The following is a 25,630-nucleotide window of genomic DNA, read 5'->3' on the forward strand; positions in this document are numbered from 1 at the left end:
GGTCATTCGAACCTGTAGTTCGCGCCCACCGCCTGCCCGACCTTGAGCATGTGCTCCACGCCCTGGATCACGATGCAGTTCATGCCGAAGGTGATGCCGCCATCCACCCGCGCGTCGGCGCGGTAGGTGCGCAGCGTGTCGCCGACCTCGGGGCTGCTGAGGGCCGTGGCCGGATCGATGTCGGGAATCGGGCAGCGCGTGCAGGGCTTGACGGGGCGCAGCTCGGCCTCGCCCTCGCCGGTCGTGATGTGCAGCGCGTCGACCCGGTCTTCGTCGTGCGACTCGATACCCGCCAGCACGATGTTGGGGCGGAAGCGCTCGATACCCACTGCACCGTGGCCCTGCGCCGCGAGGCGTTCGTTGAGTTCGGCCAGCGAGCCCTCGCTCGCCACCAGCAGCGCGTAGCCGTCGGCGAACTGGGTCTGCGCTTCGACGCCGTCGGTCCACTTCATGCTCGACAGGCGCTTGTGCTCGGGGTCGAAGCGCACGAGGCGCAGGGTCTGCGGCTTGCCGGGTTCGGAGAGAAAGTCGCTGAACCACTGTGCGGCGATGTCGCCCATGTCGTAGGCGGCCACGTCGTCCTTCCACACGCGCACCCGCACCGGCTTCTCGACCCGGTCGAAAGCCAGGTGCAGCGCCAGCATGCCGGGGGCGCGCAGCACCACTTCCATGTGCTTCATCTGCGGCTTGATCAGCGCCATGCGCGGCAGCTGCCGCTGGGAGACGAATTCGCCCTGGGCGTCGACCACCATCCAGGCCCGGTCGAACTCCAGGCCAGTCTCGGTCAGCAGCATTTCGGGAAGCTCGACCCCGGCGCAGGACTTGACCGGATAGACGAACAGGCGCGCGATGGTGGCTTCGAGGTCGAAAGCGGGCTGGGACACGGTGGGGGTTCCTTGGAATTCGGCCGCAATTGTCCCGCATCGCGGCGGCCGGAAGACCTTGGCACCCCGGGGGAAAGGCGCCGGGCGCGGGCTGGCGGGCAACTCCTACAATCGATTCATGGCCCTCCCCCCAGAAGTTTGCATTCGCGGCGCCGGCATCGTTGGCCGTACGCTGGCCCTGCTGCTCGCGCGCGAGCGTGTGCGTGTCGCGCTGGTGGTGCCGCCGGCCACGCAGGGCAAGGAAGACATCCGCGCCTACGCGCTCAACACCGCCTCCCGCACGCTGCTCGAATCGCTGCGCGCCTGGCCCGATGCGGCCCATGCCACGGCCGTGCGCGAGATGCTCGTGCATGGCGACGAAGGCGGCCGGGTGCAGTTCAGCGCCGCGCGCCAGAAGGTCGACGCGCTGGCCTGGATCGTCGACGTGCCCGCGCTCGAACAGCAACTGGCCGACGCAGTGCGCTTCCAGCCCCTGATCGAAGTGGTGACCGAGCCGGTGGCAGCCCCGCTCACCGTGGTGTGCGAAGGCAAGGCCAGCACCACGCGCGAAGCCCTCGGCGTGAGCTACGAGGTCACGCGCTATCCGCAGCATGCGATCGCGGCGCGCCTGGAGGCCGAGCAGTCGCACGACGGCATCGCGCGCCAGTGGTTCAACGACAAGGGCGAAGTGCTCGCGCTGCTGCCGCTCGGCGGCGCGCACGGCAAGACGGTCGCGCTGGTGTGGTCGGTCGATCAGTTGCGCGCGCCAGAACTGCTCGCGCAGGGCAACGACGAATTCAACGCCGGCATCACCGAAGCCAGCCACAACGCGCTCGGCGCGCTCAAGCTCACGAGCAAGCGCGGCGCCTGGCCGCTGGCCCGCGCCATCGCCGACCGCTGGACCGGCGCCATGCCCGGGCAGCCGACTCGCTCCTGGGCACTGGCGGGCGATGCGGCCCACACGGTGCACCCGCTCGCGGGCCAGGGCCTGAACCTGGGCCTGGCCGATGCGGCCGCGCTGGCCGACGTGATCAAGAACCGCGACTACTGGCGCAGCGTGGGCGATGCGCGCCTGCTGCGCCGCTACGAACGCGCCCGCCGCGCCGACGTGCTGCAGATGAGCCTGGCGACCGACGGGCTGCAGCAACTCTTTGCGCACAACCTGGGTCCGCTTCCTGCATTGCGCAACTGGGGCATGCGCGGCTTCGACCGCACGCGCCTCGTCAAGCGCTGGATCACGGCGCAGGCCATGGGCCTGAAGGCCTGACACCCCGCCCCTCTTTTAGAACCGAACCAACGGATCTCCCGATGACACTCGTACGCAACCTCTTACTCGCCGCCTGCACGCTGGGCGCGGTCGCGGCCGCCACAGCCGGCGAAGCCGAGATCCGCAAGAACCTGCCCGCACGCATTCCGCAGTTCCCGGCCATCGACGAAGTGTCGAAGTCGCCGATTCCGGGTGTCTACGAAGTGCGCGTGAACGGCTCGCAGATCTTCTACACCGACGAGCAGGGCAACTACCTCATCCAGGGCAACCTGATCGACGTGAAATCGCGCAAGAACCTGACCGAAGAGCGCGTGGAAAAACTCAGCGCTGTCGCCTTCGACCAGCTGCCGCTGAAGGACTCGATCAAGATCGTGCGCGGCAACGGCAAGCGCAAGCTCGCGGTGTTCGAAGACCCGAACTGCGGCTACTGCAAGCGCTTCGAGAAGGACATGAAGACGGTCGACAACGTCACCGTGTACCTGTTCCTGTACCCGGTGCTCGGCCCCGATTCGAACATCAAGTCGCGCGACATCTGGTGCAGCAAGGACAAGGGCAAGGCCTGGGGCGACTGGATGGAGTCGAGCACCCGTCCCACCACCGCGCCTAACGGCTGCGACGTGACCGCGCTGCAGCGCAACGTCGAGTTCGGCCGCAAGTACAACATCACCGGCACGCCCACGCTGATCTTCAGCGACGGCACCCGCACGCCCGGCGCCATTCCCGCAGAGCAGGTCGAGAAGCAACTCGCCGCTTCGTCCAGCTGATGGCGACGAAGACCGTTTCGCGGCGCACCGCCGCTGACGCCGCACCCGTGGCGGGCGTGCGCTATCGCGTCGAATGCGCGGACCTGCACGCGCATCTCTTTGCCGTGACGCTCACCATCGACGCGCCCGCCGCGCAGCAGCACGTGTCGTTGCCGGTGTGGATTCCCGGTAGCTACCTGGTCCGCGAATTCGCCAAGAACCTGCAGGGCCTGCGCGCCACGCAGGGCCGCCGCAAGCCGGCGCTGATGCAGCTCGACAAATGCAGCTGGCTCGTCGAATGCACGCCCGGCCAGCCGCTGGTACTGCACTACCAGGTCTGCGCGTACGACAACTCGGTGCGCACCGCCTGGCTCGATGCCGAGCGCGGTTTTTTCAACGGCACCAGCGTGTGCCTGCGCGTAGAAGGCCAGACCGAGGCGCCGCATGCGCTGGAGATCGTCGCACCCAAGCTGGCCGACGACGCCGCGCGCTGGTCGTGCGCCACCGCCCTCGTGCCGCTGAAGGCCGACAAGCATGGCTTCGGCAACTACCACGCATCAGGCTACGACGAGCTGGCCGACAGCCCGGTCGAGCTGGGTGCCTTCTGGAGTGCCGAATTCGAAGCCTGCGGCGTGCCGCACCGCTTCGTGATTGCCGGTGCCGCTGCATCCTTCGATGGCGAGAGGTTGATCGCCGACACAAAGGCGATCTGCGAAGCCGAGATGCGCTTCTGGCACGGCGACAAGATCGGCAAGCGCGGCGGACCGAAGCCGCCGATCGACCGCTACGTGTTCATGCTCAACGCCGTCGACGACGGTTATGGCGGACTCGAACACCGCCATTCGACCGCGCTGATCTGCAACCGCCGCGACCTTCCGCAGCGCGGCGAAAAGAAGAAGCAGCCTGACGGCTACACCACGCTGATGGGCCTCATCAGCCACGAGTACTTCCACACCTGGAACGTCAAGCGCATGCGGCCGGCCGAGTTCGCGCGCTACGACTACAGCCAGGAGAACTACACGCAGCTGCTGTGGTTCTTCGAAGGCTTCACCAGCTACTACGACGACCTGCTGCTGCGCCGCGCCGGTCGCATCGACGACGCAGCCTACCTGCGCCTGCTGAATAAGACCATCAACCAGGTCATGCAGACGCCGGGCCGACTGGTGCAGCCGGTGGCTGACGCGAGCTTCGACGCCTGGGTCAAGTACTACCGCCAGGACGAGCAGACGCCCAACAGCACGGTGAGCTACTACACCAAGGGCGCGCTGGTGGCGCTTTGCTTCGACCTCACGCTGCGCCATGAAGGCAAGGGCTCGCTCGACGACGTAATGCGCCACCTGTGGACGCACAGCAGTGGCGGGCCGATCAGCGAGGCCGACATTGCAGCGGCGCTCGAGGCCGTGAGCGGCCGCTCGTACGCGGCGGAGTTGGCGCGCTGGGTGCATTCGACCGAGGAGCTTCCGCTCGCGCAATTGCTGCGCACGCACGGCGTTGCCACGCTGGAGGACCCCTCGCAGCAGGCGCAGGCGCTGGGCCTGCGCGTGGCCGAGGCCAATGGCAGCGTTCAGGTGAAGGTGGTGTTGCGCGGCGGCGCGGCCGAGAAGGCCGGCTTCTCCGCGAACGACGAGTGGATCGGCGTCGAGCTGCCCGCTGTCGGCAAGAAGGGCCAGCAGCAGCCTGCGCAGGCCTGGCGCATCGCCAAGCTCGACGACCTGGCGCTGTACCTGGGCGATGCCATGAAGTGCACGGCCATCGTCGCGCGCGACCGCAAGCTGATCAGGCTGCCTCTGGTGCTGCCTGTCGGTGTGACCACCTGGCGCCTGTTCTCGCACGACGCCACGAAGGTGGCGGGCTGGTTGGCCGGCTAGGCGTTTTCCGCCGCAGTCGGGTGCCGCACGAAGAGCATCGGCTGCGGTTCACCGACCAGCACGCAGGGCTTGCCGGTGCGCCGGCAGTGGTCTTGCACGCGCCAGTAGGCATCGTGGCTCACGCAGCCGGTCTGGCAGATCACGAGATCGGCCGCGCGCAGGCTGGCTTCGAGCGCGGGATCGTCCGCATCGTCTCCGCCGTCGTGGTGCAGGTAGCGGCCGCCGGCAATCTCGACCAGCTGGCGCGCGAGCGAGGGCGCCTCGTCTTCATGGCCGACACACAGCACGGCCTTCTCGCGCAGGTCGGCGCGCGCCTGCGGCTCGGGCGGCATCATCAGATGGCGCTTGCTGCCCGGCGACAGCAGCGCGCTCAGCCGCTTCGGCAGCGCACCGCCTGCGGCGGCACGCACCGCGAGCTCTTCGCGCACGATGGCAATGGCCGAGTCGCGCGCCACCAGCGCGCCGCGCAAACGCACGACCTGCGCTTCGAGCCTTTCGACGAGCGCGGCCTGCTCGACCAGCAGGCGCGAGCAGCGCTCCTGCACGCGGGCATAGGCCCGCAGCAACACGGCATGTTCTTGCATCGGGAACTCCATGACGGGCATTCTAGATGAGAACAATTCTCAACTGAAAGCCACATGTGCCGAGCAGGGTCGCTCAGTGGGAAACCGACTTCGAAAACACGTTCACCACCACCACGCCCGCGATGATCAGCGCGAGCCCCGCAATGGCCGGCCCGTCGAGCTTCTGCCCGAACCACAGCCAGCCCACCAGCGAGATCAGCACGATGCCCACGCCGGACCAGATCGCATAGGCGATGCCCGTGGGGATGGTGCGCAGCGTGAGCGAGAGAAAGAAGAACGCAATCACATAGCCCACCACCGAGGCCAGCGTGGGCCACAGCCGGGTGAAGCCCTCGGACCCCTTGAGGAAACTGGTGGCGATCACTTCGGCCACGATGGCGACGAACAGGTAGGCGTAGTTGGAACTCATGGCGGGCACTCTATGGGAACTCGCAATGCCCCGCCACCCGCGCCGGCCATGCTGGGTATAGTGAAGCGCGTTTTTCTTCCCCTTCCCCCGGAGACACCATGAGCTACGAAAACATCGAAGTGCGGACCGAAGCAGGCAAGGTCGGCATCATCACCCTCAACCGCCCGAAGGCCCTGAATGCGCTCAACGACGCGCTCATGACCGAGCTGGGCCAGGCCCTGAAGGCCTTCGATGCGGACAACGCCATCGGCTGCATCATCCTCACGGGCAGCGAGCGCGCCTTCGCGGCCGGCGCAGACATCGCGGCGATGGCCAAGTACAGCTTCATCGACACCTACAAAGGCGACTACATCACGCGCAACTGGGAAACCATCCGCTCGATCCGCAAGCCCGTGATCGGTGCGGTGGCCGGCTTCGCGCTGGGCGGCGGCTGCGAGCTGGCGATGATGTGCGACTTCATCATCGCGGCCGACAACGCGAAGTTCGGCCAGCCCGAAATCAAGATCGGCGTGATCCCCGGCGCCGGGGGCACGCAGCGCCTGCCACGCGCAGTGGGCAAGAGCAAGGCCATGGACATGGTGCTCACAGCCCGCATGATGGACGCCGCCGAAGCCGAGCGCGCCGGCCTCGTGAGCCGCGTGGTGCCTTTCGAAAAGCTCGCCGACGAGGCGCTGGGCGCGGCGCTGATCATCTGCGGCTACTCGCAGATCTCGGTGATGGCGGCGAAGGAATCGGTCAGCCGCGCCTTCGAAAGCGGCCTGAGCGACGGCGTGATGTTCGAGCGCCGGCTGTTCCACGCGCTGTTCGCCACCGTCGACCAGAAGGAAGGCATGGACGCCTTCCTCAACAAGCGCGCGCCGGATTTCAAGAACGCCTGATCTGATCAGCGCGTAAGCAGCGAGCGCAGCGCATCGAGCGCCTGCGCTGTTGGCGTGCCGACGAGAGCCGCGCCGCCGGGCTGCGATGTCCAGCGCACCTGGCCGCCGGCGATTTCCAGCACGGCGACCAGCGCATTGCCTCGGTACAGCTCGAGCCGCGCCTCGACCGGTGCGGCGAGCGGTTCGTCGGGCGACGTGGCCGAACGCGCCACGGTGCTCACGAGCGCCGGCAGGCCTTCGATGTCGCCGCGCTCGTGGCGCACGCTGGCGCCTGAACGCGTGAAGTTGAAGGACGTCCATCGCTCCAGCGCCGAGAAGGACGCCGCCGCGCTCCGAGGCCTTGTCATGGCCTTGGCGGCAGCGCCCGGCGCGGTCGAACTCAGTCCGCCGGAAAGTTCGGCGCTGGCGCTGTCCTGGTTCGCGGGTGCGGCGGCTGGTGGCGGTGGCGCTGCCGGCGCGGGCGCTCCTGCTGCATAAGAGCTTCGCCGTTCGTTTTCCACGCGGGCTTCGCGGCGTTCATCGCGCAAGACGGGTGCGGGTGCGGATTGCTCGGCCACGATGGCAGGCGGTGTCGAAGGTGTGACCGGCTCGGCGGGCGCGACGGGCGCAGGAGCCGCCTGCTTGAGAGATGGCTTCGGCGCAGCACGCTGGAGAGCATCTGCGCTCGCCGCATCGGCCGCCTTTTTCGGGGAAGAAGAATCGCGCGGGGCCGGGGCCTTGGCGCGTTGCTCCGCGGCAGGCGCTGCGGGGGCTTGCGCAACGACTGGTGGCGGCGCGGCGGCGGCTGCCGGCGCTTCGGCTGGAGGCGCGGCCTCCGCGGACGCTTGCGCCGGAGCCGGTGCAGCCGGCGCCACTGGAGCCGGCGCCTGCGCAGTTGCTCCGCCCACGCGGGCTTCACCATCGAGTCGCGCATCGGGCACAGGCTCGCGATGCCACAGCACCGCCACGAAACCAGCCACCAGCACCGTCGCGAAAGCCGCGTTCCACGGCATGCGCGCACGCGGCTCGCCGCCACCGCCGAAGAGGCGGCGCCACCACGGCGCGGCGCTCGCGCTGTTGGCGGCAGGGCTCGCTGTCACCGGCGCCTCGGCAAGGTTGTGCGCCATCTTCAGGATCGCGTCGCGCGTGCGCGGATCGGGCCTGGCATCGCTGTCGGGCGCATGGTCCAGCGCGCGGCGCAGCGCGGGGTCGCGCAGATCGCCGTTGTTGTCGTCGAACCCGGTGTTGTTGCCGCTCATGCCCGTTGCTCCAGCACCGACAGATAGCGCTCCATGCAGCCGCGCAGTTTTTGCAAGCCATACCGCAGGCGGCTGCGCACGGTCTCGAAACCGATCTCCAGGCTCGCGGCCAGCGCCTCGACGGTCAGGCCGTCTTCATGGTGCAGCAGGAACGCGGCGCGTTGATCGGCCGGCAGTTCGTCGAGGCAAGCCAGCAGGCGGCGACCCGCGGCGCGCCAGAACGCCAGCTCTTCAGCCGACGGGTGCGCCGCCGCATCGACGGCCCCGCGCACGCCGCGGTCGAGCGTGGGCACGGGTTCGCTGTCATCGTCCGGGTGCGCATCGAGCGTCACTTCGCGCCCGCTCACGCGCAGCCGGTCCATCGCCAGGTTGTGCGCGATGGTGAAGGCCCAGGTGCGCCACGTCGCGCCCTGCGGCGAGAAGCTGTCGCGCGCCGAGATGATCCGCACCCAGGTGTCCTGGAATACCTCGTCGGCCTGCGCCACGAGCCGCGCGCCCAGCAGCCGCTTGACGAAGCGGAATAATCCGCCTTCGTGGCGCGCGTAGAGCACGTCGAACGCGGCGGCGTCACCCTGCGCGTAGGCCAGCATCAACTGGTCGTCGGGCATGGCCTGGCGCTCGGGGGCGTTCTTGGCGGAAGGGGCGCGGGGAAGCGCGGACATCGAAGGATTTTCACCCCAGCTTGTACGGGCGGCGGACCGCACCGGGGTTCGGGGCGGCAAAAAAAGTCGGCGAGCTCAACCCCGCTGGCGGTGGTCGGCCGTATCAGCCTGCACTCAACAACCCGGAGTGCTTTCATGACCCAAGCTTTCGTTCCCAGGTTTCGCCGCCCGCTCGTCGTGCTGCTGTGCGCCCAACTGCTCCTGGCCGCCTGCGGCGCCACCGAGCCCCCTGCCGTTGCCGGCGCCACGCGCTGGCCCACGCCCGCACCCGACAGCCGCTTGCAGGTGGCGCAGACGGTGCCGAACTTCGAGGCACCGTCCGCCACGCACTGCGCGAGGCCGGTCCAGACCTACGAGACACCGGGCATGGCGCGCGTCGCACGCGACCGGCGCGAGCTTGCGGACACCGACGCGATGAAGGACTACAGCCTGCGCCGGCCCGGCTCGCCATCGGTCTCGGCCGCGAAATCAATGCCGGCACCCGCCGCCGAGCCCCTTGCCAGCGCCAGCGCCATCGCTGAAGCTGCTGCGCCGGCCGCGCCCGCAGCGCCGCGCATAAGCGGCGGCCTTCAGCCACCAGCCCAGGCCCCGCGCCCCGCCAACGAACCCGTCACCGCCGGCATGGTCGACGACAACGCCGACTTCAGCGAATACCTGGCCTTCCGCGGTCGCACGCAGGTCGTCCACCGCGAGCGCGACATCAGCGCGCGCTACCTCCTCCAGGTGCGCGACGCCCGCGGCGCGGTCGTGCCCGATGCCGAAGTGGCGGTGCAGGCCGCGAACGGCGCCGCCATGTGGGCCCGCACCGACGCGGGCGGGCGCGCCTGGCTGCATCCGAACGCCTTCGACAAGGCGCAGAGCCCGGTGTACGAAGTGACCGTGCGCAGGAACGGCCGCCAGAGCACCGCCTTCCTGCAGCGTGGCCAGAAGAACGCCGTCGATGTCGTGCTCGACGGCAAACCCGGCACTGCCCCCGCGCGCGCCAGGCTCGACCTGGTCTTCCTGATCGACGCCACCGGCTCAATGGACGACGAGATTGCGAAGCTCAAGACCACGCTGCGCACCATCGCCGACCAGGTCGCCAGGCTGCCGAGCCGCCCCGACACCTGCTTCGGCCTGGTGGCGTACCGCGACCGCTCCGACGAATTTCTCGTGCGCCGCCACGACTTCACCAACGACCTCAACGCCTTCCAGGGCGTGCTCGATGCGCTGCGCGCCGCGGGCGGCGGCGACTATCCCGAGGCAATGAACGAAGCGCTGAACGAAACCGTCCACAAGATGAGCTGGCGCGGCAACGGCACCACGCGCCTCGTGGTGCTGCTGGCCGATGCGCCGCCGCACCTCGACTACGGCGGCCCGCAGTACGACGACGACATGGTCGCCGCGCTGGGCAAGGGCATCAAGGTGTTGAGCGTGGGCGCATCGGGGCTCGACAAGCAGGGCGAATACATCCAGCGCCAGATCGCGCAATACACCGGCGGGCGCTTCGTGTTCCTGACCTACAAGGAAGCGACGAATCCGGCGAGCGGCCCGGGAACGCAGACCGTGCATGACGTCGGCAACTACTCGGTGCAGACGCTGGACAAGCTGATCGTGCGGCTCGTTTCCGAAGAATTGGGCAAGTTGCCCGCGGGTGGTTGAACTGGGCCCTCAGCCTGGGCTATAATTTTGGGCTCGGTGCAAATCAGCACTGACGGCTCTTTAGCTCAGTCGGTTAGAGCGATGGAATCATAATCCACAGGTCCGCGGTTCGAGTCCGTGAAGAGCCACCAACAAAACGAAAAAGCCTTGTGAGTCAACGACTTACAAGGCTTTTTTCTTTGCCGGGCATGCTGACCGATAATCCGCGCCGATGCTCGCGCCTTCCCTCGCCACACCGAACCCGCCCGCCGCCCGCGCGGGCTTGCGGCGTCCGGGCGTGGGCCTGATCCGCTGGGTGCTGCTGTGGTTCGCGCTGTCGCTTGGCGTGGCCATCGCTTCTCCGGTCGTGCATCCGCAGACCGTGGAATTGGTCTGCTCGAACGCCGGCTCGGTGAAAGCCATCGTGCACACCGACGACGGCGCGCAAGAGCTGGGCGCAGGCCACATGGACTGCCCGCTGTGCGTGCTCAACGGCGCCCCGCCCGTGACAACGCCCACCTGCGAGCTGCCCGCGCTCATGCCGCTGGCTCGCGCAGTCCAGCCGATTCCGTCCGCGCACATCGCCGCGGTCACCGCTGCGCCCCTGCCGGCGCGCGGGCCTCCTTCGCTCTCCTGACGCTTCTTCAGTTCTTGCGCGCGTGATGCACGCAGCCTCCAGGCGAGGCTCGCTCGTCGCGTGCGTTCCTGCAATGAATTCGTCGGCACACGCACCCGTGCCGGAGAGAGCTTTTCCATGATCCACACACCCCATCCAACAAGGCGATTCCTGCTGCTGGCCGCCGGCAGCCTCGCCGCGCTCACGACCCTCGCAGCCTGCGACAAGGTGCTGCCCGCCAGCTTCAACGGCATCGACATCACCGGCGCCAGATACGCGCAGGATTTCCGTTTGACCGACGCGGACGGCCATGAACGCACGCTGGCCGACTACAAGGGCAAGGCAGTGATGATGTTCTTCGGCTTTACCCAGTGCCCCGACGTGTGCCCCACAGCACTCGTGCGCGCGGCAGAGATCAAGCGGATGCTCGGTGCCGACGGCGAGCGCCTTCAGGTGATCTTCGTCACCGTCGACCCCGAGCGCGATCTGCCCGTCGTGCTCAAGGCCTACACGCAGGCCTTCGACCCCAGCTTCATAGGCCTCTATGGCGACATGCAGCGAACCAGCGAGACCGCGAAAGACTTCAAGGTGTTCTACAAGAAAGTGCCCACGGGCTCCTCGTACACCATGGACCACTCGGCCTTCAGCTACGTGTTCGACCCAAAGGGAAAGATCCGCCTCGTGCTGCGCCACGAACAGAGCGCGGAAGAATGCGCGCAAGACCTCCGCCAGATTCTTCAGACCGCATCCGCCTGACTTCCATCGCTTCAACCTCAGGAGATTTCATCCATGAAAAACCCCATCGCACGCACCCTCCTCATCGCCATCGCCACATTGCTCGCCGCACACGCGCACGCCCAGGTCACCATCAAGGACGCGTGGGTGCGCGCCACCGTGCCGCAGCAGAAGGCCACCGGCGCGTTCATGCAGCTCAGCGCCGCGAAAGACACCAAACTGGTCTCGGCCAGTTCGCCCGTCACGCCCATCGTCGAGGTGCACGAAATGGCCATGCAGGACAACGTGATGCGCATGCGCCAGATCCCTGCGCTCGACCTGCCCGCCGGCAAGACCGTCGAGCTCAAGCCCGGCGGCTATCACGTGATGCTGCTCGACCTCAAGCAGCAGGTGAAGGAAGGCGACACCGTGCCGCTCACGCTGGTTTTCGAAGGCAAGGACGGCAAGCGCGAATCGGTCGAGGTGAAGGCGCCGGTGCGGGCGCTCAATGCCTCTGCGCAACCCGCGGGGCACGGTAGCCACAAGCACTGAGGAGCGAACGCGTCGAGGGTCGGCCGCGCCAACGCAGCCGATCCTGAAACCCCAGAACCCGGCCAGAGGAAATACCCTGTTTCGGTGATGGCGCTCGACCGGCCGTCCTACAAGAATTGTTGACAAATATTCACAATTCACACCCTTCTCGACCAACACCCTCGCGGGCTGGATTGGTCCGGGGCGCATGAGTTGTCCAGGAAGTCGGGGGCGTTCTTGCTGCCCCTGCTTTGGCTGGACGGCATGACGCGGCATGAGGGCCGAGGGATACGTAGACAGGGGATCTTCGGTGCCGCTCAGTTACCTTCTTCATTTGGAGCATGCTCGCCTGCCAATGCACGTGACGGACGCGCAGGACGTGCGACGCGTTTCCGTCCTGAAAGCAACCGGCCTGATCGAGGCCGCCATCGACCCGGCTTTCGACACCGGAGGCAGCTACAGGCTGGCGCAGGCGGCGCTGGTGGTCTGCATCACCGACGAGGGGCACGCCGAGATCGACAACCTGCGCGGTCGCAACGCCAGCAACACCGACGCGCCACCGAAGCCGGCACGCACGGGCATCGAACCGATGCACTACCTGCGCATGATCGAACGTTCGACATTCCCGCTTCGCGTGGACGACGCGCAGGAGATCAACTGCATCGAGGCGCTGAAGCAGGCCGGGTTCGTCGATGCCGCGATCAGCCCGGTGCTGGCGTGGAAGGACAGCCGCGAGCCGCAGGAGCTGGCGGTGATCCGGCGTATCACGCCGTTCGGGCGGGCTCAACTGGCGCGGGGCACCAGCTAGTTTCGCGGTGTCTGGTTTTCGGAGGGAGTCGATGCCGGCTGCCCCTCCTGTTTGTATACATACGCGCCCACCCTATGCCTTTCGGCCTCCCCCATCGAAGGGCTGCCTATTCAACAGGCAACGTGATGGGAAGCCACGCCAATCCTCGCTTCGCCTCTGCGCCTCCACCCACAACTCACAGAGTTGTCCACAGAAAAATCTAACAAGTCATCAAACCGTCAAACAGATGTCGTCGCAACGTAACCTTTGAACTGCTCGCGCAGCTTGGTCTTCAGCAGCTTGCCGGTGGCTGTATGCGGCAGCGTGTCGACGAAGACCACGTCTTCCGGTAGCCACCACTTCACGACGCGCTGCGCGAGGAAAGTGAGCAGTTCCTCGCGAGTGACTTCGGCGCCAGCACGCTTCACCACGATGAGCAGCGGACGCTCCTGCCACTTCGGATGCGCAATGCCGATCACCGCCGCTTCGGCCACGGCCGGGTGCATGCTCGCGGCGTTCTCCAGGTCGATGGAAGAAATCCATTCGCCACCCGACTTGATGACGTCCTTCGCACGGTCGACCAGTTGCACGTAGCCGTCTTCGTCGATGTTGGCGACGTCGCCGGTCGGAAAGAAGCCCTCGGCGTCGAGCACCGGGCCGCCCTCGCTCTTGAAGTAGCCGCTCGCAATCCATGGGCCGCGCACGTGCAAATGGCCGAAGGCCTTGCCGTCGTGCGGCAGGCGCTGGCCGTCCTCGCCGACGATCTTCAGCTCCACGCCCCACACGCCGCGGCCCTGGCGCATCTTCACGCGCATCTGTTCTTCTTTCGGCATCGACAAATGCTTGGGCAGCAGGTTGCCGATCACGCCGATGGGGCTGGTCTCGGTCATACCCCAGCCCTGCACGAAGTCGGCGCCGAAGTCGCGCTCGAAGCGTTCGATCATGCTGCGCGGCGTGGCCGCGCCACCCACGCCGATGCGCTTGAGGCCAATGGCGCGCGTGTCGATTTCGGGGTGTGCGTCGAAGTACTGGAACAGCATGAGCCAGATGGTCGGCACGGCCTGCGAGAAGCCGACCTTCTCGTCGCGCATCAGCTCGTACAGGCTCTGGCCGTCCATGTGCGGGCCGGGCATGACCAGCTTCGCGCCGGCCATCGCCGCCGCATACGGCATGCCCCAGGCGTTGGCGTGGAACATGGGCACCGCGAGCAGCAGCGTCATCTGCGAATTGACGCCGAAGGTGTCGGGCGCGCATTCCATCAGCGAGTGCAGCACGGTCGAGCGGTGCGAATACAGCACGCCCTTCGGGTTGCCGGTGGTGCCCGAGGTGTAGCAAAGCGACGAGGCAGTGCGCTCGTCGAACTCGGGCCAGGCGTAGGTCTCGCTCTGCGCGCCGATGAGCTCGTCGTAGCACAGCAGGTTGGGCACGTCGATGGCGGGCATGTGGGCGCGGTCGGTCATCGCGATGAAGGCGCGCACCGACTTCAGGCCGGGCGCGAGCTTCTCGACCAGCGGAGCGAAGTTGGCATCGAAGAACAGCACCTTGTCTTCGGCGTGGTTGACGATGTAGTCGACCTGCTCCGGAAAGAGCCGCGGGTTCACCGTGTGCAGCACCGCGCCAGAACCCGACACGCCGAAGTACAGCGCGAGGTGGCGATAAGTGTTCCACGCGAGCGTGCCCACGCGGTCGCCGGGTTCGATGCCCAGCGTCTTCAGCGCGTTGGCCACCTGCTTGGCGCGGCGCTGTATCTCCGCGTAGTTGGTGCGATGCACCGGCCCCTCCACCGTGCGACCCACGACTTCGGCATGCGGGTGGAAGGTGGCTGCGTGATCGATGAGCGACGAGATCAGCAGCGGGCGGTCTTGCATCAATCCGAACATGTTTTGTCTCCTGTACGCTGGGGCGATGCTAGGCAGCCGCCACTCAGCGCCGCATCGTCGGAACGGACGATTGAGGTCGTTCGAGGGTTGCCCCTAGCATGGCCTTTCAAGAGGACTTTTGCATGAACGTTCAGGACGCCATCACCACCCGCCGCTCGGTGCGCGACTTTCTCGACACGCCGGTGCCAGGCGACGTCATCCGCCGCGTCGTCGAGCAGGCGCTGCGCGCGCCTTCCGGCGGCAACCTGCAGCCATGGCATCTGCATGTGGTGGGCGGAGAAAAACTCGCCGAGCTCAAGACGATCATGCGCACGCGCGTGCAGGAGGCGCCCACCGGCGAAGGCAGCGAGTACGACATCTACCCGCGCGAGCTTGCAGCGCCGTATCGCGACCGCCGCTTCGCCGTGGGCGAGGCAATGTATGCGCGCCTGGGCATTCCGCGCGAAGACAAGGCCGCGCGCCGCGAATGGTTTGCGCGCAACTACCAGTTCTTCGGCGCGCCGCTCGCGCTTTTCTGCAGCGTCGACCGCCGCATGGGCCCGCCGCAGTGGTCCGACCTGGGGATGATGCTGCAGAACGTGATGCTGCTGCTGCGCGGCGAAGGGCTCGACAGCTGCCCGCAGGAGTGCTGGGCGATCTACCCGCAGACCATCGGCCAGTTCATCGCCCTGCCGCCCGAACGCATGCTGTTCACGGGCATGTCCATCGGCTATGCCGACCGCAGCCGCCCGCTCGATGCGCTGGTGACCGAGCGCGCGCCGCTGGCCGACGTGGCCGAGTTCGTCGGCATCTGAGTCCACCGGAGGGAACGGATCGTGCTTGATGATGCGGCATGCTCATCGCACAGATCTCCGACCCCCACATCCGCCCCGCCGGCCAGTTCTACCAGGGCGTGGCCGACTCGAACCGCATGTTCGAGGAAGCCATCGACCACCTGCACGCGCTCGACCGCAAGCCCGACCTGGTGCTGCTGACCGGTGACCTTGTCGACGACGGCCGGCCCGAGGAATACGCACAGGTGCGGCACCTGCTCGCGAAGCTGACGATTCCGTACCTCGTGATTCCCGGCAACCACGACCACCGCGAGAACTTTCGTGCAGCCTTCGCGGACCACGCGTACCTGCCGGCCGAAGGCGCGCTGCACTACTGCATCGACGACCATGCGGTGCGCATCGTGGCGCTGGACTCGTGCATTCCCGGGCTTCACCATGGCGGCATCGATGCGCAAGGATTGGCGTGGCTGCAGCGCACGCTCGAAACCGACCGAATCAAGCCAACGCTGCTGATGCTGCATCACCCGCCCTTCATGAGCGGCATTCCCTACATGGATACGTACCGCTACATGGACGCGGCGCCGCTAGAAGCCATCGTGCGCAGCGCCTCCAACATCGAGCTGGTGCTGTGCGGCCACGTGCACCGCACCATGCTGCGGCGCTGGGCAGGCACGGTCGTGTGTTCATGCCCGAGCAGCACGACCGAGATCGCGCTGCAGCTGGCCGCCGATGCGGCACCGGCCTCCTTCATGGGCCGGCCCGGCTGCATGCTGCACCTGTGGAACGAAGCGCACGGCATGGTGAGCCATGTGAGCCACATCGGGAAGATGCAAGGGCCTTATCCGTTTGCGTGAGGCCGGGGCTCAGCATCCCTTCAGGCAGAGCGGACAGAATCCGGCAAATCGACAAGGAGACGTGATGCAAAAGCAGCCCTACTGGTTTCCCGCCAAGCGCTACGGCTGGGGCTGGGGCCTGCCCAACTGCTGGCAAGGCTGGGCGGTGATGGCCGTGTACGGCCTGCTGGTGGTGACGGCTGTGTTTTCCATCCGCCCCGAACGGGAACCCCTGCTGTTCTTCGCGGCCCTCATGGTCCTGACCATCGCGCTTGTCGCCGTCTGCTGGATCAAGGGCGAGCCACCGCGCTGGCGCTGGGGCGAAAAGTAGTCGACGGCCATCCAGTCATGCCACAGGAACGCACCCTTCTCTACACCGGACACGAGTTCACGGTCGAGCACGTGCGCTCCCACGCGCACCAGGGGCCTGACTGGAGCAGCCCCTACACGCTGGAATCGCGGCGCATCATCTTCCCGGTGGGCCGTACGGTGCTCGATGTACGCACAGGCAACGGCACCTGGCTGGTCGACGGGCTCACCGCCATGCAGTTCTGCGACGCCATGGTCTATCAGGTGCGGCCGGTGGCACACGCGGCCCGACACAGCATGGTCGTCAGCCGGCATCGGCCGTCTCGCGCAGATGCGGCGCCGGTGTTCTGCCTGCTTTCACCACGGTCGGTGTACCGGGTTCACGCTGCACAGCGACAACTGCGCGCAGGCGATGCCGGTGCCGATGCCATCGCTTCACTGGTCGATGAACTCGGAATATCGCGCCGGCAGTTGCCGCTGACGGGCGCGGTCATGCGCGCGAAACGGCTGCTCGCGGAAACCGCCGACCGGGAGGCGAAGCTCCCGATGCGCGAAGTGGCCGACGCGGTCTCGCGCTCGCCATTCCATCTGGCACGCAGCTTCCGGCAGCAGACTGGCCTGAGCCTGCATCAGTACCGCCAGCACCTGCGGCTCGCAGCAGCCATGGAGCGGCTCGTCGATGGAGACAGCAACCTCGCGGGCATCGCGCACGACCTCGGCTATTGCAGCCAGAGCCACCTGGGCGCGGTGTTCCGCCGCGAGGTGGGCGTGACGCTGGGCGAAGCCCGCCGCGTGCTGGCCGGCAGCGCACGAATTTGATAGCCGCCGCGCGGCGCGGTCGCGAGACTCGCCGCGATGATGGATCGCAACCTTTCTGCAGGTCTGCTCGCCGCGCTGGCCGCAGCCTTCATCGGCAGCGCCTGGCAACTCGTCTCGCGCCACGGCGTGACCACCACGCTCGGGCCGATGGAGCTGGCGCTGATGCGCTACGGCATTCCCGCACTGCTGCTCTCGCCGCTGTGGTTCGGCAGCAATCGCATCGCACCGAAGGCCTCGCCGCCGGTGCTCGCGCTCCTCGTCATCGGCGGCGGACTGCCCTTCGGACTGCTGGTGCTGGCCGGCGCGCAATGGGTGCCCGCGAGCCACATGGGCATCTTCATGGCGGGCAGCCTTCCGCTCTTCACCGCCATCGGCGCATGGCTTCACAAGAGGCAGAAGGTCGAGGGCCTCAGGCTTGTCGGGCTGGCCTGCATTGCCATCGGCATGGCACTGTTCGCTGCGGGGAGCTTTCGCAGCGGCTCGCTCGACTGGCGCGGCGATCTGCTCTTTCTTGCGGCGGCCATGCTGTGGGCCGTGCATTCGCTCGCGTTCGCGCACTGCGGGCTCACGCCGTGGCAAGGCGCGGCGTTCGTGAACGGGTGGTCGGCGCTGATGCTGTTGCCTGTGATGTCGATCGCCGGCGCACCGCGGCGGCTGCTCAGCGCTCCATGGCCCGATGTCGCGCTGCAGGCCACGACGCAAGGTGTGGGTGCAGGAGTACTTGGGCTGGTGGTCTACATGGTGGCCGTCGCACGGCTCGGCGCGCCGCGCGCGTCGCTGTCGGCGGCGCTGGTGCCAGTGCTGACCACGCTGGGCGCGGCAGCCTGGATGAACGAACCGATCACCGGTGCGGTGCTGCTGGCCCTGGCGCTGGTGGTGCCCGGGATCGTGCTGGCGAGCGGTGCGGTGCAGCGCTGACAACAACCCTCAGGCAGCCGCAATCACCTGATCCCGCCCCATCGCCTTCGCGCGATACAGCGCAGCATCAGCCAGCGCCAGCACGTCGTCAACGCCAATGCTGCCCGTGCCGCTCTCGCTGGCCGCCACGCCGATGCTCACTGCCATCGAGCCGACAGCGGCCATCGGCGAATCGGCCGGGAACGGTTCGTCGATGTTCTGCTTGAGGCGCGTGGCGATGTCCATCGCCTCGGCCTTGCCCACGTCGGGCAGCAGCACCACGAATTCTTCGCCGCCGTAGCGCCCGAGCAGGCCCTTGTCGCCGATGGCGCGCTGCATGCGGCCGACGGCCTCGCGCAGCACTGCGTCGCCCATCTGGTGGCCGAAGCGGTCGTTGATGTCCTTGAAGTGGTCCAGGTCCACCATCAGCAGCGCCATGCGCCGGCGGCCCGAGGTAAACACGGCGCCGCATGCATCCAGCACCGCACGACGGTTGAGCGCACCGGTGAGCGGGTCGCGCGTGGCCAGGTATTCGAACTCGGTGTGCACCCGGTCGGTGGCCATGAGGATGACGGCGATGGACAGCAGCAGCACGGTGAACGAGTACATGCTGATGTAGAGCGACTGGATCCAGGTGCCGTCCATCAGGCTGCTGCCAGCCAGCCCCGCCACCACCGACAAGAAGCGCAGGCCGGCCACCAGCGCCTGCGCCAGCAGCAGCCCGATCATCAGCCGCTTGCCGAACACCCGGCCCTCGTGGCGCATGTACAGCTGGGCGTGGAAGAAGAACAGCGCCGATACCGCCAGGGTAATGAGCAGCAGGCGGGTCTCGAAGTCGGGCTTCACGCTGCTGAACCAGAACATGGCCAGCGCCAGGCAGCCGTTCAGCACCGTCCAGCCCCGTGTGTCGCGGCGCCCGAGCAAGAATTTCTGGCTGCCCGCGTAGTACAGGATGCAGGCCTGGTACAGCACGAAGTTGGCAACGACGATCGTGAGGAAGTCCGGAAAGAAGCCGCGCGCCGCAAACAGCATGGTGCTCACGAACGCCATGAGCGGCGCCTGGGACCACTCGTCCAGCCCCTGGATGGTGGCCGGATAGCTGCGCCGCATGAAGAACACCACCAGCGCCATCACAACGCCCATGAGCCCCGCAAGAATGATGACGGAGCGGGGATCGAGGATGGCTGGCAGGGCGCCCATGGGGCCCGATTATGTTGGCATCGCCGATCCGGGCGCTCCGCAGCGCGGGCGCGCCGCGCTCAGAGCCGCTCGACGATGGTCACGTTGGCCATGCCGCCGCCTTCGCACATGGTCTGCAGGCCGTAGCGCTTGCCGCGCTGGCCGAGCGCGTGGACCAGCGTGGTCATCAGCTTGGTGCCCGAGGCGCCCAGCGGGTGGCCCAGCGCGATCGCGCCGCCGTTCACGTTCAGCCGGGCCGGGTCGGCGCCCAGCGCCTGCAGCCAGGCCAGCGGCACCGGCGCGAAGGCCTCGTTGACTTCGTACAGGTCGATGTCCTCGATCTTCATGCCCGCCTTCTTCAGCGCGCGCTGGGTGGCGGGCAGCGGCGCCTCCAGCATGATCACCGGGTCGTGCCCCATCACGCTCATGTGGTGGATGCGCGCGAGCGGCTTCACGCCCAGCGTCTTCAGGCCGCGCTCGTTCACCACCATCAGGCCGCTCGCGCCGTCGCAGATCTGGCTGGCGGTGGCGGCCGTGCAGCGCCCGCCTTCGGCAATGAGCTTGACGGCCGCGATGCTCTCCAGCGTGGCGTCGTAGCGGATGCCCTCGTCGGTGGTGTGCAGCTCACCTGGCTCGGTGCCGTCGGCCATGCGCACCGCAATCGGCACGATCTCGCGCTCGAAAAGGCCGGCCTGGGTGGCGGCAATGGCGCGCTTGTGGCTTTCGAATGCGTAGCGGTCGAGCTCGTCTTTCTCGATGCCGTAGTTCCTGGCGATCATCTCGGCGCCGGTGAACTGGCTGAACTGGATGTCGGGGTAGCGCTTGGCCATGAGCGGGCTCACGTAGAAGCCCAGGCCGTTCTTCAGCGGCAGCGTGCTGGGCATGCCCATCGGCACGCGCGTCATGCTTTCCACGCCGGCGGCGATGACGATGTCCATGCTGCCCGACATCACGGCCTGCGCCGCGAAATGCAGCGCCTGCTGCGACGAGCCGCACTGGCGGTCGACCGAAGTGGCCGGCACGGATTCGGGCAGCTTCGACGCCAGCACCGCGTTGCGCGCGATGTTGGAAGACTGTTCGCCGGCCTGGTCGACGCAGCCCATGATGACGTCCTCGACCAGTGCCGGGTCGGCATCGGTGCGCTCCACCAGGGCGTTGAGCACCTGCGCGGCGAGGTCGGCCGGGTGCCAGCCGGCAAGGCGGCCGTTGCGGCGGCCTCCGGCGGTACGTGCGGCGGCGACGATGAATGCTTCGGGCATGAGGAATTCTCCAATGGGGTCTGGGGTTTGGAGAATTGTTGGCGCCGTGCCGCGGCGCAGCGTCGTCGGAACGGACGATTTTGGACTCCCGCTTTCCGTCCCCTACTTCGCGGGGAGTGACGCCGAGGTCGGAATCCAGACCTCGACGGTGCGATTGCTCGGCTTGAGTCGGGGGGACAGCTGCTCCACGAGCCAATTGGGATAGCCCACCTCGCGAAGCAGCGCGTAGGCACAACCGATCGACGCCTTGTCGTGATAGCGCACCGTGGGCTGGCTCACCTGCCTCGGCGGCGGGAGGTTGTTCTTGCGCGCCGACTCCGTGACGTCTTCGATCGGCGGCACGCTGGCACCTATTTGCTGCCAACGCTCACGATAGGTACGTACGCTGTCTCTCTGGCTGCCGTCGTAAATCTGGATGTAGACCCTCTCGCCCTTGCAGGACTCGCTCCTCGCGGCCTCGCTGCGAGGCGTCGCGGCGGGAGCGACTGGCGCTGGTGGTGCAACAGAAGGCGACGATGCGGCAGATGCGGGCGACGACGCAGCTGGTGCTGGTGGAATCGCGGCAGGAGAAACCGCCGGCGGCGGGGCCCCGGCTGGCGTCGCCTCTACCTTGGGGCATGCGCGTCGCGCGCCAAGGTCGTTCGACTCCGGCGCTCCTGCATCCTTCCCGGACAGCGAAGCGCTTTGATCGTCGGCCTCTCCGTAATCAGCCAGATACCGATTGCGGGCTTTAAGCAATTCGGCGCGGAATGGACTGCAAAGGTGCATGCCATCGAGCGGCGCCACGGCCGAATAGTCATAGCCCCAATAGCGCGGCAGCGGCTCCTTGGAGGTCTTGCCCGGCTCCTGCTTGAGGCAGACGGCAAGCCTGCTCTGCGCCTCCGGATGCTCTGCCTCCACAAGCCCCTTGCAAGCGCGAGAAAAGACATAGGGCACCACCTTGCGGCACTCGCTGAGGGTGTCGGCATAGATGCGCCTGGCCAGCTCGGAGCGCTTGAACCAGTCCACCTCGCCAGCCGGGCACAGCGTATCCGCAGTCTTGAGAAGTTCGCTGGCCAGCGCCTCGAGCTGGGGAGCGACCTGCGTCGGCCTGGCATTCGCAGGAAGAGCCGCAGGCAGCTTGCTCCAGAGATCGCTCAGTTCATCGAGCGCCTTGCGCTCCCTGTCCACGCGGCTGGCGCTCCCCACCTTCACACTGTCGATCGCCTGCCAGGCGGACACCCCCAGCGTCGCTGCCGCGCCCAGCCCGATCGACGCACCCACCGCCGTTGCGCCCACGCTGCCGATGATGCGCCCGCGCGCCGCTTTCTCGTCGCCGTTCAGCGCAGCGCCCGACAGGGCCACCGAACAGTCGTCCGGCACGAAATGCGCCGGCTCGTTCTTGACGCAGTCCGCGCGCAGAGCCTCGATGAATGCCGGGCTCAGGTCCTGCGCCAGGACCTGCCCGAGCCGGAAGTAGCTCTCCCATTGCGCTTCCGAGAAGAACTGGTCGGCGGTCGTTTCCTGGGGAAAGGTTGGCGCTGCCCGCTTGAAGTTCTGAAGATCGATGGGCAGGCCCTTGCACATGTTCGGCTTGACGATCAGCAGGATTCCGCGCTCCCGCTTCAGCTTCGGCCCCACCTCCACAACCCCGTCCCTGTCGGAGTAATTGATCCGGGCCACCGCCAGGCAGGCATTGCTCGCGTTCGAGGCCAGCTCCTGCAGCGAGCCGAATGCGTGCAGCGCACCGTAGAAGCCCGGGGGCTCCGACGCCAGCCCGCGCGGAACCTCGCCCGGCAATGCCCGCCGGGGCCGCAGGAACTCGATGTCGGCCTGCAAGTCGATGCGTGCCTTGCGCACCAGGTTTTCGACATCGCCGAAGGTGTAGTCGGGGTCGGCTCCGCAATCCACCACGACGATGACTTCCGCGCGTTCCGAGAGCAACGCGTAGGCGCCGGTGTTCTCGAAATGCCCGCCATCGGTCATGAACCAGTCGCGGCCTTCCTTGCCCTCGAAGATCGCCAGCGTCTCGCGCATCAGGCCCCACGACTTGGTCAGGAAATCCGACCAATGCTTCTTGTCTTTCTCCGGCTGGCGCCACCAGTAGCCCAGCCGCACGCCCGCGAACACGAGCAGCGCAGCCACTCCGCCACGCGTGAGCTTGCCCAGGCCCGGTGCCACGGCGGCACCCGACACCGCCATCCAGCTGCCGAGCGTCATCGGCGTGTCGCTGCCTTTCAACTCTTTCCACTCTTCCTGCCCCACCCGCATGAAGCCGCCCGACGCCACGGTCAACGACAGGCCACGGCGGTCCTGGTTGAAGAGCTGCCCCCTCGGGTCCTTGGTCTGGTTGAGGCACACGTTGAGCAGGTGGACCGGTCCTCCAGGGGCCTGCGGCTTGTAGTGCGCAAGATCGGCGTCATCGTCCGCAACGATCGTGTTGACCGAAGCGGTGTCCAGGTTTGGCGGGAACACGGCCGGCACGGAGTCCAACGCCCCCAGAACCCCGTACGCGCCCTGCGCCGAAGGCTGGCCGAAACGCTGCGCGTTGGCCGCACCCAGATAGCTGCGGATCAGCCGTGCCCGGTAGAAGGCATGCAGCGACGAGAGGTTCAGGAACGCCGGCGTCTTGCCCGTGCACCAGAGATAGCTCACGACCGGCACCAGCAGCAGCCCCCAGATGCGCCATGCATCGGAAAAAGCCAGGTCCTGGCGCGGCACGAACAGCCCGCCCAGCACGGCCTTGTACACCAGCGACACCCACCACGCGAACAGCAGGAAGGCCAGCAAATAGCCCAGCAGATGCGCAATGGCCATGAGGGCCTTCGACGTCGACCGCCCCGGCACCAGGTTCGACGCCAGCGGCAGCACCGCACGCAACACTGCCGCTGCCATCGCGAGATAAATGCCCGCACTCGCCAGCCCGATCTGCTGGAACGCCACATGCCATGCGAGCCGATCGGCCAGACCGACCGCCAGCACGACGATCAGCACGCGAAAACTGAAGGCGAGCTTGTTCGTCAGGAGGTTGCGCGCCTTGTCGGACTGCGGCTGGTGCGTGCCGCGGTCTTCGGACTCCGTCAACACGCCATCCGCCAGGCGCACGGCAAAGAACCAGACGGCGATCAGCACGCCGAAACCGCTCCAGAGAAAGTTCCTGAGATCGTCGCCGGTCTCGCTGCGGACATCTCCGAATGTCAGGCCCAGCCCGAGCAGCAGGGCACTCGCGACCAGCACGGCCAGGCAGATCCTCCAGACGCCGCCTTGCTGGCGCGTGGCCGCCACCCACGGCACGGCCCAATAAGCCGACGCATGGACCAGCACGAACACTCCGACCACCGGCAGCGCCAGCCAGACCACCGGGGTCCACGACGGCAGCCACTCGGCCAGCCACTGGAAGTAGCCCGCGATGCCGGGCAGGTACCCCACTTCCGCCATGCCCCACCAGGCCACCAGATTCAGCGCTGCAAGCGCGAGCCCCGCCAGCACGGACACCAGGCCCAGCTCCACGTGCACGCCGAGCAGGTTGCGCAGGTACAGCGCCACCGCGAAGGTGCGGTCGAGCGGCCCGCGCGGAATCAGGTAGCGACCGTTGGCGCGCAGCCACCAGATGAACCAGCTCGATCCGGCCTTGCCGACTTCGTCCTGGATGCGATCGAGATCCGCGCGATTGCGCGCCCTGCTGAAGAGCCGCCCGAGCATGGAGGCTGCATAGCCGCCGCCCGACACCGAGGACATCAGGTCGAAGCGCAGCAGCGCCCCTCGCCGCGCGAGCGCGCTGAAGACGCCGAGGCAGAAAGTTGCGCTGCGGATGCCACCGCCCGAAAGCGCAAGCCCCCACTTCCGGGTCGAACCTGTCAAAGCGGGATCGCCCAGCGCGTCGCGTCGCCTGGTCACCTCTTCGTCGATAGCGCTCATCGAATTCCCCTCCAGTGGCACCTGGTACGGCCGATGCATCGCCCGGCCATGCTGCCTCTGGCTGCGAATTCAATCGGAAGGTGCGCGCCTGCACATCCCCCATAAGAGGTATGTCCGTGCGCGAGCGTGCGGAGGGTCGAACCGCTCAGCGCGGCGCCATGCGGATAGCGCCGTCGAGCCTCACGCTTTCGCCGTTGAAATACCCGTTGGTGATCATCAGCTCCGCCAGTGTCGCGTACTCCGCCGGGTTGCCCAGCCGCTTCGGAAACGGCACCGACGCCGCCAGTGCGGCCTTCACGTTGTCGGGCGCGCCCTGCAGCAGCGGCGTGTCGAAGATGCCCGGCAGGATGGTGTTCACGCGGATGCCCTCGCTCATGAGGTCGCGCGCGATCGGCAGCGTCATGCCGACGATGCCGGCCTTCGATGCGGTGTAGGCGGCCTGCCCCATCTGGCCGTCCTGCGCGGCCACCGAGGCGGTGTTGACGATGGCGCCGCGCTCGCCGTCCTGCAGCATGTCGAGCGTGAGCATGCCGGCCGCCGACTTGGCAATGCAGCGGAAGGTGCCGACCAGGTTGATCTGGATGATGCGGTCGAAATTCGCGAGCGGAAAGTGCTTGATCTCGCCCGTGGCCTTGTCGCGGCTCGCGGTCTTCACCGCGTTGCCGGTGCCGGCGCAGTTGACAAGCACGCGCTCCTGCCCGTGCGCCGCGCGCGCTTTGGCGAACGCCGCGTCGACCTGTTCTTCGGATGTGACGTCGACCTTGCAGAAGACCCCGCCCAGTTCTTTGGCCAAGGCTTCGCCCTGCTCGGCATTGAGATCGAACAGCGCGACCTTCACGCCGTGGCTGGCAAGGCGGCGCGCGGTGGCGGCGCCGAGCCCCGAGGCGCCGCCGGTGACGACGGCTGCAATGCTGGAATCGAGTTGCATCTGCTGGTGTCCTTGAGGTGTCTTGACGGGTTTGTCCACAGCCAGTTTAGGAAGCAGAATCAGCCGCACACATCGT

Annotated in this window: 24 protein-coding genes and 1 tRNA gene; 15 read left to right on the top strand and 10 right to left on the bottom strand. The window is 67.3% G+C overall.

Going from position 1 to position 25,630, the window contains the following annotated elements; all coding sequences use genetic code 11:
* Positions 1–2 precede the first annotated feature (2 nt).
* Positions 3–884 (bottom strand): MOSC domain-containing protein, encoded by an 882-nt coding sequence (locus tag BLV60_RS18080; protein WP_093056649.1) that lies wholly within the window; start codon positions 882–884, stop codon positions 3–5.
* 118 nt (positions 885–1,002) lie between these two features.
* On the opposite strand from BLV60_RS18080, the gene BLV60_RS18085 reads away from it, so the two are divergent.
* From BLV60_RS18085 to BLV60_RS18095, 3 genes are read left to right on the top strand one after another with little or no spacing between them, the layout of a single operon-like run.
* Complete coding sequence (locus BLV60_RS18085) at positions 1,003–2,130, top strand: FAD-dependent monooxygenase (protein ID WP_093056650.1); 1,128 nt, start codon at positions 1,003–1,005, stop codon at positions 2,128–2,130.
* Positions 2,131–2,171: 41 nt separating this feature from the next.
* Complete coding sequence (locus BLV60_RS18090) at positions 2,172–2,894, top strand: DsbC family protein (RefSeq protein WP_093056651.1); 723 nt, start codon at positions 2,172–2,174, stop codon at positions 2,892–2,894.
* Complete coding sequence (locus tag BLV60_RS18095) at positions 2,894–4,741, top strand: M61 family metallopeptidase (protein WP_093056652.1); 1,848 nt, start codon at positions 2,894–2,896, stop codon at positions 4,739–4,741. The genes BLV60_RS18090 and BLV60_RS18095 overlap by 1 nt, the downstream gene beginning before the upstream one ends.
* Here the strand turns inward: BLV60_RS18095 and BLV60_RS18100 are convergent.
* Positions 4,738–5,325 carry a DUF2325 domain-containing protein gene (locus BLV60_RS18100; protein ID WP_093056776.1) on the bottom strand — a complete coding sequence of 196 codons (588 nt, stop codon included), beginning with the start codon at positions 5,323–5,325 and terminating at the stop codon, positions 4,738–4,740. The genes BLV60_RS18095 and BLV60_RS18100 overlap by 4 nt on opposite strands.
* A gap of 73 nt (positions 5,326–5,398) precedes the next feature.
* The gene (locus BLV60_RS18105; protein WP_093056653.1) at positions 5,399–5,734 is read right to left on the bottom strand and encodes an SMR family transporter; all 336 of its coding nucleotides are present in this window, start codon (positions 5,732–5,734) and stop codon (positions 5,399–5,401) included.
* A gap of 98 nt (positions 5,735–5,832) precedes the next feature.
* Here BLV60_RS18105 and BLV60_RS18110 point away from each other — a divergent pair, with 98 nt between their 5' ends.
* A complete protein-coding gene (locus BLV60_RS18110; protein WP_093056654.1) occupies positions 5,833–6,612 on the top strand; it encodes an enoyl-CoA hydratase in 780 nt (259 codons plus the stop codon).
* A gap of 5 nt (positions 6,613–6,617) precedes the next feature.
* Here the strand turns inward: BLV60_RS18110 and BLV60_RS18115 are convergent, their stop codons facing one another.
* Both BLV60_RS18115 and BLV60_RS18120 read right to left on the bottom strand, forming a co-directional pair.
* The gene (locus BLV60_RS18115; protein ID WP_093056655.1) at positions 6,618–7,850 is read right to left on the bottom strand and encodes a hypothetical protein; all 1,233 of its coding nucleotides are present in this window, start codon (positions 7,848–7,850) and stop codon (positions 6,618–6,620) included.
* Complete coding sequence (locus tag BLV60_RS18120) at positions 7,847–8,512, bottom strand: sigma-70 family RNA polymerase sigma factor (RefSeq protein WP_093056656.1); 666 nt, start codon at positions 8,510–8,512, stop codon at positions 7,847–7,849. Before BLV60_RS18120 ends, BLV60_RS18115 begins: the two co-directional genes overlap by 4 nt.
* Positions 8,513–8,647: 135 nt before the next feature.
* Here BLV60_RS18120 and BLV60_RS18125 point away from each other — a divergent pair, with 135 nt between their 5' ends.
* The 6 genes from BLV60_RS18125 to BLV60_RS18150 all read left to right on the top strand — a co-directional run bounded on the left by BLV60_RS18125 (position 8,648) and on the right by BLV60_RS18150 (position 12,801).
* Complete coding sequence (locus BLV60_RS18125; RefSeq protein WP_093056657.1) at positions 8,648–10,153, top strand: vWA domain-containing protein; 1,506 nt, start codon at positions 8,648–8,650, stop codon at positions 10,151–10,153.
* Between the two features lie 54 nt (positions 10,154–10,207).
* A tRNA-Met gene (locus BLV60_RS18130) sits at positions 10,208–10,284 on the top strand.
* Between the two features lie 80 nt (positions 10,285–10,364).
* Positions 10,365–10,769, top strand: a complete 405-nt coding sequence (locus tag BLV60_RS18135; RefSeq protein ID WP_256329277.1) for a DUF2946 family protein — start codon at positions 10,365–10,367, stop codon at positions 10,767–10,769.
* 117 nt (positions 10,770–10,886) lie between these two features.
* Positions 10,887–11,504, top strand: a complete 618-nt coding sequence (locus BLV60_RS18140) for an SCO family protein (RefSeq protein WP_093056658.1) — start codon at positions 10,887–10,889, stop codon at positions 11,502–11,504.
* A 33-nt stretch (positions 11,505–11,537) separates the two neighbouring features.
* Positions 11,538–12,014, top strand: a complete 477-nt coding sequence (locus tag BLV60_RS18145; RefSeq protein WP_093056659.1) for a copper chaperone PCu(A)C — start codon at positions 11,538–11,540, stop codon at positions 12,012–12,014.
* A 358-nt stretch (positions 12,015–12,372) separates the two neighbouring features.
* Positions 12,373–12,801, top strand: a complete 429-nt coding sequence (locus BLV60_RS18150; RefSeq protein WP_256329278.1) for a hypothetical protein — start codon at positions 12,373–12,375, stop codon at positions 12,799–12,801.
* 218 nt (positions 12,802–13,019) lie between these two features.
* Here BLV60_RS18150 and BLV60_RS18155 read toward each other — a convergent pair whose 3' ends face one another.
* Positions 13,020–14,660 (bottom strand): 3-(methylthio)propionyl-CoA ligase, encoded by a 1,641-nt coding sequence (locus BLV60_RS18155; RefSeq protein ID WP_093056661.1) that lies wholly within the window; start codon positions 14,658–14,660, stop codon positions 13,020–13,022.
* A 122-nt stretch (positions 14,661–14,782) separates the two neighbouring features.
* Here BLV60_RS18155 and BLV60_RS18160 point away from each other — a divergent pair, with 122 nt between their 5' ends.
* The 5 genes from BLV60_RS18160 (at position 14,783) to BLV60_RS18180 (ending at position 18,312) form a co-directional block, all read left to right on the top strand.
* The gene (locus tag BLV60_RS18160) at positions 14,783–15,454 is read left to right on the top strand and encodes a nitroreductase (RefSeq protein WP_093056662.1); all 672 of its coding nucleotides are present in this window, start codon (positions 14,783–14,785) and stop codon (positions 15,452–15,454) included.
* 38 nt (positions 15,455–15,492) lie between these two features.
* Positions 15,493–16,287 (top strand): phosphodiesterase, encoded by a 795-nt coding sequence (locus BLV60_RS18165; RefSeq protein WP_093056663.1) that lies wholly within the window; start codon positions 15,493–15,495, stop codon positions 16,285–16,287.
* A 64-nt stretch (positions 16,288–16,351) separates the two neighbouring features.
* Positions 16,352–16,597, top strand: coding sequence for a hypothetical protein (locus BLV60_RS18170; RefSeq protein ID WP_093056664.1), 246 nt, complete (start codon positions 16,352–16,354; stop codon positions 16,595–16,597).
* A 17-nt stretch (positions 16,598–16,614) separates the two neighbouring features.
* Positions 16,615–17,394, top strand: coding sequence for a helix-turn-helix domain-containing protein (locus tag BLV60_RS18175; RefSeq protein WP_093056665.1), 780 nt, complete (start codon positions 16,615–16,617; stop codon positions 17,392–17,394).
* Positions 17,395–17,430: 36 nt separating this feature from the next.
* Positions 17,431–18,312 (top strand): DMT family transporter, encoded by an 882-nt coding sequence (locus BLV60_RS18180; protein ID WP_256329283.1) that lies wholly within the window; start codon positions 17,431–17,433, stop codon positions 18,310–18,312.
* A gap of 9 nt (positions 18,313–18,321) precedes the next feature.
* Here the strand turns inward: BLV60_RS18180 and BLV60_RS18185 are convergent, their stop codons facing one another.
* The 4 genes from BLV60_RS18185 to BLV60_RS18200 form a co-directional block, all read right to left on the bottom strand.
* Positions 18,322–19,491 (bottom strand): GGDEF domain-containing protein, encoded by a 1,170-nt coding sequence (locus BLV60_RS18185; RefSeq protein ID WP_093056666.1) that lies wholly within the window; start codon positions 19,489–19,491, stop codon positions 18,322–18,324.
* A 59-nt stretch (positions 19,492–19,550) separates the two neighbouring features.
* Positions 19,551–20,729 carry an acetyl-CoA C-acetyltransferase gene (locus BLV60_RS18190; RefSeq protein ID WP_093056667.1) on the bottom strand — a complete coding sequence of 393 codons (1,179 nt, stop codon included), beginning with the start codon at positions 20,727–20,729 and terminating at the stop codon, positions 19,551–19,553.
* Between the two features lie 102 nt (positions 20,730–20,831).
* Positions 20,832–24,626, bottom strand: coding sequence for a patatin-like phospholipase family protein (locus tag BLV60_RS18195; protein ID WP_176928822.1), 3,795 nt, complete (start codon positions 24,624–24,626; stop codon positions 20,832–20,834).
* Between the two features lie 145 nt (positions 24,627–24,771).
* Complete coding sequence (locus BLV60_RS18200) at positions 24,772–25,554, bottom strand: SDR family NAD(P)-dependent oxidoreductase (RefSeq protein ID WP_093056669.1); 783 nt, start codon at positions 25,552–25,554, stop codon at positions 24,772–24,774.
* Between the last annotated feature and the right edge of the window lie 76 nt (positions 25,555–25,630).

The sequence above is a fragment of the Variovorax sp. YR634 genome, from assembly GCF_900106655.1.
Lineage (GTDB): Bacteria > Pseudomonadota > Gammaproteobacteria > Burkholderiales > Burkholderiaceae_C > Variovorax.